Source organism: Microbacterium sp. PI-SA-G (assembly GCF_057215335.1).
The window spans coordinates 1,986,373-1,997,277 of record NZ_CM170103.1; the positions used below are offsets into that span (position 1 = coordinate 1,986,373).

Annotated in this window: 13 protein-coding genes; 4 read left to right on the forward strand and 9 right to left on the reverse strand. The window is 69.2% G+C overall.

Features of this window, described 5'->3' with window-relative positions; all coding sequences use genetic code 11:
- Window positions 1-81 precede the first annotated feature (81 nt).
- On the reverse strand, window positions 82-624 hold the full coding sequence (locus tag AC2D10_RS09645; RefSeq protein ID WP_484707389.1) for a universal stress protein: 543 nt from the start codon (window positions 622-624) through the stop codon (window positions 82-84).
- 147 nt (window positions 625-771) lie between these two features.
- Between AC2D10_RS09645 and AC2D10_RS09650 the strand changes: the two genes are divergently transcribed.
- On the forward strand, window positions 772-957 hold the full coding sequence (locus AC2D10_RS09650) for a DUF3073 domain-containing protein (protein WP_029259537.1): 186 nt from the start codon (window positions 772-774) through the stop codon (window positions 955-957).
- A 97-nt stretch (window positions 958-1,054) separates the two neighbouring features.
- Window positions 1,055-1,879 (forward strand): MOSC domain-containing protein, encoded by an 825-nt coding sequence (locus AC2D10_RS09655; protein WP_484707390.1) that lies wholly within the window; start codon window positions 1,055-1,057, stop codon window positions 1,877-1,879.
- Between the two features lie 12 nt (window positions 1,880-1,891).
- Here AC2D10_RS09655 and AC2D10_RS09660 read toward each other — a convergent pair whose 3' ends face one another.
- Window positions 1,892-3,040 (reverse strand): sensor histidine kinase, encoded by a 1,149-nt coding sequence (locus AC2D10_RS09660; RefSeq protein ID WP_484707391.1) that lies wholly within the window; start codon window positions 3,038-3,040, stop codon window positions 1,892-1,894.
- A 110-nt stretch (window positions 3,041-3,150) separates the two neighbouring features.
- On the opposite strand from AC2D10_RS09660, the gene AC2D10_RS09665 reads away from it, so the two are divergent.
- Entirely contained in the window at window positions 3,151-3,807 is a 657-nt protein-coding gene (locus tag AC2D10_RS09665; protein WP_484707393.1) for a response regulator, read from the forward strand.
- 15 nt (window positions 3,808-3,822) lie between these two features.
- Here the strand turns inward: AC2D10_RS09665 and AC2D10_RS09670 are convergent, their stop codons facing one another.
- From AC2D10_RS09670 to AC2D10_RS09695, 6 genes are all read right to left on the reverse strand, one after another.
- The gene (locus AC2D10_RS09670) at window positions 3,823-5,127 is read right to left on the reverse strand and encodes an MFS transporter (protein WP_484707394.1); all 1,305 of its coding nucleotides are present in this window, start codon (window positions 5,125-5,127) and stop codon (window positions 3,823-3,825) included.
- 23 nt (window positions 5,128-5,150) lie between these two features.
- The gene (gene purF, locus AC2D10_RS09675; RefSeq protein WP_484707395.1) at window positions 5,151-6,623 is read right to left on the reverse strand and encodes an amidophosphoribosyltransferase; all 1,473 of its coding nucleotides are present in this window, start codon (window positions 6,621-6,623) and stop codon (window positions 5,151-5,153) included.
- Window positions 6,624-6,629: 6 nt separating this feature from the next.
- A complete protein-coding gene (purM, locus tag AC2D10_RS09680; protein WP_484707396.1) occupies window positions 6,630-7,745 on the reverse strand; it encodes a phosphoribosylformylglycinamidine cyclo-ligase in 1,116 nt (371 codons plus the stop codon).
- A 119-nt stretch (window positions 7,746-7,864) separates the two neighbouring features.
- A complete protein-coding gene (locus AC2D10_RS09685; RefSeq protein WP_484707397.1) occupies window positions 7,865-8,443 on the reverse strand; it encodes a DUF3618 domain-containing protein in 579 nt (192 codons plus the stop codon).
- Window positions 8,440-8,853, reverse strand: coding sequence for a phage holin family protein (locus tag AC2D10_RS09690; protein ID WP_484707399.1), 414 nt, complete (start codon window positions 8,851-8,853; stop codon window positions 8,440-8,442). Before AC2D10_RS09690 ends, AC2D10_RS09685 begins: the two co-directional genes overlap by 4 nt.
- Window positions 8,850-9,734 carry a hypothetical protein gene (locus AC2D10_RS09695; protein ID WP_484707401.1) on the reverse strand — a complete coding sequence of 295 codons (885 nt, stop codon included), beginning with the start codon at window positions 9,732-9,734 and terminating at the stop codon, window positions 8,850-8,852. Before AC2D10_RS09695 ends, AC2D10_RS09690 begins: the two co-directional genes overlap by 4 nt.
- 230 nt (window positions 9,735-9,964) lie before the next feature.
- On the opposite strand from AC2D10_RS09695, the gene AC2D10_RS09700 reads away from it, so the two are divergent.
- Window positions 9,965-10,570: a zinc-binding alcohol dehydrogenase gene (locus tag AC2D10_RS09700; protein WP_484707403.1), complete on the forward strand. Its 606-nt coding sequence runs from the start codon at window positions 9,965-9,967 to the stop codon at window positions 10,568-10,570.
- Between the two features lie 9 nt (window positions 10,571-10,579).
- On the opposite strand, the gene AC2D10_RS09705 is transcribed toward AC2D10_RS09700, so the two are convergent.
- A complete protein-coding gene (locus AC2D10_RS09705) occupies window positions 10,580-10,894 on the reverse strand; it encodes a potassium transporter Trk (protein ID WP_484707404.1) in 315 nt (104 codons plus the stop codon).
- Window positions 10,895-10,905: the final 11 nt, after the last annotated feature.

The window sequence follows — 10,905 nt, forward strand, 5'->3', positions numbered from 1 at the left end:
AGCGCGGCAGGGGTCACAGATGGCCCCTTCACCACCTGGGACGCGGCCATTCGCGTCCCTGCCCCGAGGCGCCCCGCCGAACTACTCCGGCCAGATCTCCTTCTGCGAGTCGGGCACGGGCTCGCCGAGCGGCACGACCAGCACCGATCGATGCTGTCGATGCGTCAGTCGCGCGGCCACGGATCCGGTGAAGAACTCGCGAATCGACTCGCCGATGCCGCGCTTGCGCGTGCCGACCACGATCAGCTGCGCGTCGAGCTTGTTCGCGAGCTGCTTGATCGCGAGCGCCGGGTCTCCGACGAGCTGTCGCGCCGTCCACGTGATGCCCGCGTTCTCGAGCACCGCGGCCGCCTGGCTCTGCACGGTCTCGAACTCGGCCGCTCCGGCGTCGAAGTTGATGTCGATGGGAGCGGAGTGCACGTAGCCGTCCGGGTCCTCGTAGGTCACGAATCGCGTGACGTCGACGTGCGCCACGACGAGCGGCACATCGAGCAGTCGGGCGAAGCGCAGCGCCTCATCGATGACCCGCCGCGGCTGGTCCGGTTGCAGGCCGACGATGACGGCTTTCTGCAAAGCAGCGTTCTGTGCGCTCTCGTCGGACGGAGTGGACGTGTGATCGGTCATCGGATCGCTCCTGTCACCAGCCCGGCGTCAGCCGGGGTGTCTTACCCGCGTGCTATTCTGAATGCTACTCTTACCGGCTGCGCGCCGGTGTCGTGAATGCCTCGGGCTCCTGTCGCCCGCAGCTTAACTCGTGAGGGGGTCTCGCGCATGGGCCGTGGCCGTCAGAAGGCGAAGCACACAAAGATCGCCCGCGAACTCAAGGCGTACAGTCCGTCGGTGAACTATTCCGCGCTCGAGCGCGAACTGGGGCATCCGACAGACGAAGACGCCTATGTCGACAAGTGGGCTGATGACTATGCCGACGAAGACGAGGACGAACTAGAGAAGGCCTGACCGCCGTCTCTCTCGTCACCCCCGTGCGACCCACGGGGGTTTCGTCATGTCCGGGCGGGTTTTCTGCGACCGCCGTCGGACCTGAGAGGATCGTGGCATGCCCCACGTCGTCTCCCTGTATCGCCACCCGATCAAGGGCTTCACCCCCGAGTCCGTCGATTCGCTGACAGTCCGCGCCGACGGACGTGTCGCGGGCGACCGCGTGCTCGCCTTCCGCTTCGCCGACGCGGCGACGCCCGAAGATCGTGACGGGCTCGACCACTGGCCCAAGGCGAAGGGCCTCTCGCTACAGGACTTTCCCGCGCTGGCCGCCCTGCGCACGCGGTACGACGACGCGACCGGGCGCGTGCGGATCGAGCACGAGGGCGCAGTGCTCGTCGACGCGGGCCTCGATGACGACGGCCGCGCGCAGGTCGCGGATGCCGTCACCGAATTCGTGCTCGCGACCCCCGAGGCGCGGCGGCTCGGCCGCCCCGGTCGCCTGCCGCTGGTGCTCGTGGGCGACGGCGAGACTCCGCGCTTCCAGGACCGGGCGCGCGGCTACGTGTCGGTGCACAGTCGCGGAAGCGCCGACGCCCTCGCCGCGGCCGCAGGCACGCCGATCGACGACCGCCGCTTCCGCTCCAACATCGTGATCGACGGTGTTGACGCCTGGGCCGAGCTCGCCTGGGCGGGCGAAGTGCGCATCGGCGACGTGACCCTGCGCACAGAGGGTCCGATCGTGCGCTGCCTCGCCACTCACGCCAACCCCGACACCGGAGTGCGCGACGTCAAGGTGCTCACCACCCTGACCGCTGCGTTCGCGCAGGGCGAGCCGACGCTCGGTCGCCTGCTCCTGCCCGCCGGCGTATCCGATGACGCACCGTCGGCCGGAGTCATCCGGATCGGCGACGAGGTGCGGGCGCATGGGACGTCCGCCTGACGCCCGTCACGCTCAGGTCATCGGGAGAGTGGCCCGCACCACCCACTGGTCTCCCTCGACGAGCTGACTGAACTCGCCTCCGAGTACGCCCATCCGCTCTGCCAAGCGGGTGGAGCCGAACCCGCCCGAGGGGAGACGGTCGCGTCCACGCGAAGAACCGTGGGCGTTCGCGACCTGCAACCACGCCGTCTGCTCATCCGCTCCGACGCGAATGCGCACGGGGCCCACCCGTCCGTGCTTCATGACGTTCGTGGTGCTCTCGCGCAGTACGCGCGACAGCGCGGCATCGACCAGCCGGGGCATCGGCTGGTCGAGCTCTGCGGTCACCTCGGGCGAGTACCCGGCGTTGCGCAACGTCGTCGTCATGTCCGACAGCGTCACCTCGAGGTCGTCGATCCGCTCCGCTGAGGTCTCGCCGACCCCCGGCACGATGAGCCGACGGATGTCGCGCAGTGCGCGCCGCGCCGCGTCGCCGATCTCACGCTGGATCTGCGCGCGCATGGCCGGGTCGTTCTGACGTTCCATGACCCGCGCCTGCATCGCGATCACCGTCAGATCATGCGCGATGACGTCGTGCAGCTCGTCGGCGATGAGGAGCCGCTCTTCCCGGCGGGCCTGGGCCATCGCTGACGCGTGCTCCTGAACGGCCGTGTTCAGTCGTTGCTCTCGCCCTCGCGCCGAACGCAGCAGGAATCCGGCCAAACCCGAAACCACCGCGACGAGAAGCCCGACTCCGATGACCACCGGCTCTGACGGTTGCAGAATGACGATCTTCGCCGCACTCAGCAGCAGCAGCCCCGCGAAGACGAAGATCAATCGTGTGGAACCCGTGCGGACCACCACTCCCGCGGCAAGGGCAAGTGCCGTGAATGCCGGCCCGTCCCACCCGGAAAGGAAGGCCGGAACCATCGCCACAGCGAACAGCGTCACGGCAAGCGGTGGAGAGAACAGGAAGACCGCGAATGTGGCGGTGAGCGCCAGGTCGAGAAGGGTGAGCGGGGCGAAGAGCCGGCCCTCCAGTGAGCTCCCGATCACGGTCGACAGCACAGCCCCACCGACCGCGATGGCCAGGACTGTCTGCTCCGCACGGTTCAGTCGCTCCGCGGCATCGAATCCTCGTGACGCGCTCGAAGGCTCGAGGGCAGGCCGCACTTTGCTCATGCTCTCGATTATCCCGTCACGGACGGATCCTCCGCTGCGACGTTCGTACCGCCTGTCGCCTCGTTCGTCGCTCCTCTGAGGGCCCTCCGCGACGAAGGTAGGCTCGAGGTGTGGGGCTTATCCGAGTGGCGATCGTCGATGACGACCGACTCGTGCGTCGAGCGTTGACCGTCTTCCTCGAAGAGGCGCATGACATCGAGGTCGTCGGTGAAGCGCCGGACGGCATCGCCGGCGTCGCCCTCGTGAACGAAACACGACCCGACGTCGTCCTCCTCGACATGCAGATGCCCCGGATGGGCGGCGCCGAGGCGGCCGCCGAGATGGCAGCCACTTGCCCGGCCACCCGTGTGCTGGCGATCACGACGTTCGGAACGATCGAGATGATCCTGCCGATGATCCGCGCCGGGGCGGCGGGCTATGTGCTGAAGGACGCCGAGCCGGAGACGATCGTCGAAGCCGTGCGCCTCGTTCACGTGGGAGCGATGGCGCTCTCCCCCGCCATCACCGCACGTCTGATGGAGACGGTCGGCGGCGATGTCGGGTCGAACAGTGAGTTCTCGCCGGAGGAACGCCTCTCCGACCGCGAGCACGAGGTTCTCACGCAACTCGGCCTGGGCCTGTCGAATGCGGAGATCGCCGGCAGCATCCACATCGCCGAGAGCACCGTGAAGACCCACATCAGCAGCATCATGACCAAGTGGGGTCTCAACAGCCGGGTGCAGATCCTGGTCCGCGCAGCCCGTGGGGGGCTGATCCGCTTCCACTGACGCGGCGCGTCTCGCTCACCAACGGCCGTTGCGGCGCTCCCACTCGTCTTCGATCGTGCGGCGCCGACCGGCGACGATGCCGGCGGGGATCGACACGATCAGCACCCCCGCGATGACCAGCAGCGGCACCTGCCATCCGGTCGTGGTGTCGTGCAGCAGGCCGATCAGCAGCGGGAACACGGCGGCGACCGCGTAGCCGATGCTCTGCACGAATCCGCTCAGCGCGACCGCGCTCTCGGGGGTCCGGGCCCGGATGCTGAGCAGCACCAGACTCAGCGGGAACATGATCGCGCTCAGGCCGAAGAAGCCCACCCACAGCGGCAGCGCCACGGTCGGCGCGAACAGCAGTCCGGCCAGACCGATCAGTCCGCCGGCGACGGCCACAAGGAACAGCGGCCGTGTGGCCTGGAATCGCACCACGAGGATGGGCACGATCAGCGAGCAGGGCAGTCCGATCAGAGCGAACAGCGACAGCAGCAGACCGGCGGTCGCCGGCGTGACGCCGCCGATGTCGACGAGCAGCGTCGGCAGCCAGGCGAACGAGACGTAGGCCATGGTCGACGAGGTGCCGAACACGAGCGCGAGCGCCCACGCGAGCGGCAGACGCCACAGTCGACCGAAGATCCGCGGGTTCGCCGGCGCTGTGGCGATGGGGCCCGTGGCGACGGCGACCGCATCTTGCATGTCGTGCCGGCCGTCGGTCGGGTCGATGTCCTCGTCGGCGGCAGGCCGGGCGGCAGGTGCAGCATCCGATCGACTGCGCAGCAGCAGCATGAGCCACGGCACGAGCGCGACCGTCGCGAACACACCCCACATACCCAGCGAGATGCGCCAGCCGAGCGAATCCGCGAGGGGCACGGCGACCAGCGGCGGCAGGAACGTCGAGATCGCGAGCGTCGTCGAGTAGACCGTCATCATCACGCCGATGCGGTCGGGGAAGTACTTCTTCACCAGCGGCGGCAGCAGCACGTTGCCTGAGCCGACGCCCGCGAACACCAGTGCCGTGGTGGCGAGCAGGCTGATCGAATCGATCGAGAGCCCGCGCAGCAGCATGCCGGCGGCCATCAGCATGATCGCGGCGACCGCGACCCGCTCGAGCCCGAAGCGGCGCTCGAACAACGGTGTCAACAGGCCGAAGATCGCGAAGCACACCGGCGGCGCGGCGCCGATCAGCCCGACGACCACCGACGACACGGGGAAGTCACGGGCGACGTGGTCGATCACGGGCGACAGAGACGCCACCGCGGAGCGCAGCGAGAACGCGACCAGCACGATCCCCACCAGGGCGAGGGCACGCCCCTGCCACAGCGGTCGGCCCATCGGAGAACTCACGGGCCCGGTCATCAAGACGTCTGCGATCCCTCGACCCACGCCAGGTATTCGTCGCTGACGGTGCCGGTGACGTAGCGGCCGTCGAAGCAGCTCATGTCGAGATCGGTCATCGCCGAGCCCTCCGTGATCGCAGCCTTCAGGTCGTCGACCTCCTGGTACACGAGGTGGTCGCAGCCGAGCACCTCGGCGATCTCGGGAATGGTGCGTCCGTGCGCGATGAGCTCCTGCCGCGACGGCATGTTGATGCCGTACACGTGCGGATGCCGCACCGGAGGCGCTGCCGACGCGAAGGTCACTGAGAGCGCGCCGGCGTCACGCGCCATCTGGATGATCTCCTTCGACGTCGTGCCGCGCACGATCGAGTCGTCGATGAGCAGGACGTTCTTGCCGCGGAACTCGGTCGACATCGCGTTGAGCTTCTGACGCACGCTCTTCTTGCGCACCGCCTGGCCGGGCATGATGAACGTGCGGCCCACGTAGCGGTTCTTGTAGAAGCCCTCGCGGTACTCGATGCCGAGCTTGCGGGCGACCTCCATCGCGGCGGGGCGCGAGGAGTCGGGGATCGGCATGACGACGTCGATCTTGTCCATCGGCACGTGCTTCGCGATCGTGTCGGCGAGGCGGTCGCCCATGCGCAGGCGGGACTCGTAGACCGAGACGCCGTTCATGATCGAGTCCGGACGCGCGAGGTACACGTACTCGAAGGCGCACGGTGTGAGCTGCGTCGTCGAGGCGCACTGGCGGGAATGCATCTCGCCCTCGGTGGTGATGAAGATCGCCTCGCCGGGCTCGACCTCGCGCACGACCTCGTAGTCGCCGTTCTCGAGCACGAGCGACTCGCTGGCCACGACCCACTCGTCGCGTCCCTCGGAGCCGGCGATCGTCGAGCTGCGGCGACCGAGGATCAGCGGACGGATGCCGAAGGGATCGCGGAAGGCGAGCAGACCGTATCCCGCGATCACGGCGATGACCGCGTACGCGCCCTCGATGCGCTCGTGCGTGCGGGCCACGGCTTCGAAGACGCGCTCGGCGTCGAGGTCGACGGTCGAGGTGGTGTTCTGCAGTTCGCCGGCGAGCACGTTGAGCAGCAGCTCGGTGTCGCTGGAGGAGTTCAGGTGCCGGCGGTCGCGCTTGGCCATGTCGGCGGTGAGCTCACGCGTGTTGGTGAGGTTGCCGTTGTGGATGAGGATGATGCCGTACGGCGCGTTCACGTAGAACGGCTGCATCTCCTCTTCGTTCGACGCGGTGCCCTTGGTGGCGTAGCGCACGTGACCGAGGCCGACGTTGCCGAGCAGCGCGCGCATGTCACGGGTGCGGAACGCCTCGCGCACCATCCCCTGCGCCTTGGCGTTGTGCATGACGCCGTTCGCCTCGGCGGTAGCGATGCCCGTCGCATCCTGCCCGCGATGCTGCAGCAGCAGGAGTGCGTCGTAGATGTCCTGATTGACCGGGGCAGACCCCACCATTCCGACGATGCCGCACATGGGGGTTTACTTCGCTCCGTCCGCGTAGGCGCCGACCAGGCGCACTGCTCCACCGTCGACGCCCTTGGCGCCCTGTTCGAATTCTCCGATCGGGCGGGCACTCGTGTGCACCGTGCCGACCTGCCATGCGGGCATGCCCTCTGCCTGGAGCGCGGCGATCGCCGCATCCTTCGTATCGTCGGCGATGACGGCGAGGAAGCCGATGCCGAGATTCCAGGTGCCCTCCGCCGACTCGAGCGTCGAGCCCGCCATGTCGCTCAGCACGCGGAAGACCGGGCTCGGCGACCACGTGCTGCGATCGACCTCGGCCCAGCTGCCCTGCGGGAGCACGCGGGCGAGGTTCGCGGCGATGCCGCCGCCGGTGACGTGGCTCAGTGCGTGCACGCCGCCGGAGAGGGCGTCGATCAGACGCAGCAGCGGCAGCGTGTACAGACGCGTGGGCTCGAGCAGGGCCTCGCCCCACGTCGAGCCGAAGTCGGCGGCGTTGTCGCCGTAGCCGATGCCGGCGTTCGTGACGATGTGACGCACGAGCGAGTAGCCGTTGGAGTGCAGACCGCTCGAGCCGATCGCGATGACCGCGTCTCCGTCGTGCACGCGGTCGGCGCCGAGGATCGCATCGGCCTCGACCACGCCGGTCGCGGCGCCGGCGACGTCGTAGTCGCGCGGGCCCAGCAGGCCGGGGTGCTCGGCGGTCTCGCCGCCGACGAGTGCGGTGCCGGTGGCGGAGCAGGCCTCGGCGATGCCGCGCACGATGTCGGCGATGCGCTGGGGCACCACCTTGCCGCACGCGATGTAGTCGGTCATGAAGAGGGGCTTCGCGCCCACCACGACGATGTCGTCGACGACCATCCCGACCAGGTCCTGGCCGATCGTGTCGTGCTTGTCGATGGCCTGCGCGATGGCGACCTTCGTGCCGACGCCGTCGGTGCTGGTCGCGAGCAGCGGTCGACGGAAGTCGCGCAACGCGCTGGCGTCGAACAGTCCGGCGAATCCGCCGACACCGCCGAGCACTTCAGGTCCGTGCGTCGCGCGCACGGAAGACTTCATCAGCTCGACGGCGAGATCGCCTGCAGCGGTATCGACGCCGGCTTCGGAATAGGGATTGGTGGGGGAGGCAGCCACCCCTCCAGCCTAGCGCCCGCAGCAGCCCTCGATCTCCGGATGCCGCGGCGACGACCGCGCTCCCCGCACGGGAACGGCGCGACGGAGCACGAGGCTCCGCCGCGCCGTTCGCGCGCTGCTCAGTTCTGTTCCGTGACGGTGTCTCGCGCCTGCTCCGCACTGCCCTTGACGGTCTGTGCGGCGTCGGTCGCCTCGTCCTTCACATGGGTCGCGGCATCCGAGACCTGGTCCTTCAGAGCCGCCGCGGCGTCCTGCGCGGGTTCCTTCAGGTCCTGGCCGATGGTCTTGGCGACCTCGGAGGCCTCGTCCAGCAGCGGCTGCGCCTTCTCCTTGACCTCGGCGGCCAGCTCCCGTTCCTTGCTCGATGCCGGGATGACGGCCGCGACGACCAGTCCGACGGCGAACGCCAGCAGGCCCACCCCGAGCGGGCTGCCCTCGGCCTTCGCGGTGACCCGTCGACCCGCATCGCCGACGGACGATGCCACCGACGACCCGGCGCCCGAGATCGAGCCGCCCGCGTCATCCGCCGCTCCCATGACCCGGTCGACGGCCGAGCGCATCGCGCCCTTTACCCGTGCGGTCTGCCGGTGCATGGCCTTGGTGGGGTTGACCTTGTCGGCAAGGGCGTCGACGTCCCTGCCGAACTCCTGCCGAGTCCGCTCGATGTCCGCGCGGATCGCGTCCGGTGAATCGCTCATCGGTTCTCCTCATTCCTCTTCACGGCGTCGGGGATGCGCTTGACGGTGTCGACCGTGCGGGGCGCCCCCTCGATGCTCTTCAGTTGCTTGCGCCCTGTCACGAACAGGACCAGGGCGATGACGCCCCAGATGACGGCGACGATCACGGCAGACCAGCCGAGACCGGTGAGATGTCCGAGCGCCCACCAGAGCGCCACGGAGAGGAAGAAGACGGCCATCAGCGCGGCATAGCCCGCGCCGCCGAGCATTCCCGCTCCGCGCCCGGCGCGCGTCGCCGACTGCTTCAGCTCCGCCTTCGCGAGCTCCATCTCCTGCCGCATGAGAGTCGACAGGTCGGAGGTCACCTCTCCGAGCAGATCACCGAGCGATGTGGTCTCGGCCTTCTGCTCCGACGGCGTGGCATCGGTCATGGTCGCTCCTCTCCGAGGGAGCCGCGTGCGGCATCCGTCTCGTTGAAGACCGGGGTGTCAGCGCGTGCGTCGTTCTCGCCGTCGACTCCCCACGGTGCGGTCCCCGCGTCGATCCCGCTCATGCCGTCCGGGGCGCCGGGGATGGTGCCGTCGGTCGGGATGGGTCCGCTCTCGGAGCCGGCTCCGGCGGACGCCGGGACGGCGCTCACCGTCGCCGCGGCGGGGACGGCGGGGTTGATGTCCGCCGACCCGGCGGCCGAGCCCGTCGACGCGAACGGCGAGGATCCGGCGGGGGATGCGCCGGGAGATGTCACTCCCGAAGCTCCTGTTCCGGTTCCTGACGACGAGCCCGACGCGGACTCCGCTGCACCCTCCGAGAGTGCACGGGTCAGACGCCCGGCGACGAGACCCGCGAGTGCCGCCGCCGCGATGAACATGCCGGGCTTGCGGCGCGCGTACGACTTCACCTCGCTGAGCAGCGAGCCGGGGTCGCGGTCGCCGATCCATCCGGCGACGCCCTGCACGGCGCCCGAGGCCTGGCGCACCAGGTCGGAGGCGACGCCGCCCTGGGCGTTGTCGGCCATCGAGTTCAGCTCGCCGCCGACCGACTTCAGGCCGTCGGCCACGCGGCGCTGCTGCACGGCCGCTTGCTCCTGCAACTCGGAGCGGGTCTGGTGGTAAAGGTCCTTCACCTGGTTCTTGGCTTCGTGGGCGACCGCTCCGGCCTCCGACTTCGCCGTGTCGAGCACTCCGCCCGCCTGTTCGGCGGCCGTGTTCGCCACGCCTGAGGCTTCGTGCGCTGCGGTCTGGACGGTTCCGGACGACTCCGACGTGCCGACGCCCGACGCGCCCGCCGCTCCTTCTCCATAACTCTGCGACATCGTTCATTCCCTTCGGCTGTCACCGGCGATGACCGGTGTGGCACAAGGTTTACCCTGGAGTTTCCGCGTCACAAGCAGGGTTGACGTCGCGCCCTCCGAAGGTCTAACGTGGCCGCCGCGTCGCCCGGGATGCGCCCGGGCGCGTCGAACGCCTAGACAGTGCCGGGAGCGACGTCAAGCCCCGGCTGTCTTCTTGTCACGGTGCCCCGCGCGCCGCCTACGATGGGGCCATGGCCGACAAGCCGCAGTGGCTCATCCGCGAAGACGCGAGCGTTCCCGTCCTCGTCGCGCTCGCGCTGCGTCAGGCGCTCGGCCTGCGCGTGCCCGAAGACCTGCCGTCGCTGCGTGACCTGCCCGTGCGCGCACCGGATGCCACCGACGCCTCGGCCGCGCTCGAGGGGCAGTGGCGCGAGTACTGGGATATGACGGTCGAGCCGCGGGCGCATCGCTCGGAGGTGCCGCTCGAGCTGATCGACGGCTTCGACACGCTCGTCGCACTGCCGGCGACCGGTGCCGAGCAGTTGACCGAGGCGATCGTGCCGCACGCGGCATCCGCTCTGGACTACGCGCGGTCGGCACACGATCGCTATGTCGGGTCGATGACGAACAGCAAGGGCGGCGACGCCTATCGCGCGTATGCCAGCGCGATCGCGGAGTTCGAGCGCGAGGTCGGGCGGCGCGCCCACTCGTTCGAGCTGAACGTGCAGGTGCTGCCGTTCTCGCAGCGGGGAATCTGGTGGATCGGCGCGCTCACGGTCGCCGTGACCGACGGGCTGCGCCGAGACGTGGTCGCCTTCGACGGCGCCATCCGACCCGTGATCGCCGAACTGGCCTGAGGGCGCCGCTCAGTCGGATTCGATGATCGTCTCGCGGTCGACGCGCACGACGCGGTCGTGACGTCGTGCGACGCGCTCGAGGATGAGGCCCGTGATGCCACCGAGCGCGATGCCGGCCGGCACGGTCCACAGCAGCAGGAAGCCGAACACCTGGCCCGCCGGGTAGACGACATCGAGCGCGGCCGACTCCTCGAAGCTGCCGGTGAACGTGAGGATGGCCGCGGCGATGAGGCCGAGCACGCCGCCGATGGTCATCAGCACGCCGTACCGCGGCACGTGGCGCACGGTCGCTTCGACGGTCTGATGGGAATCGGAGGAGGACATGGTCCTATTCT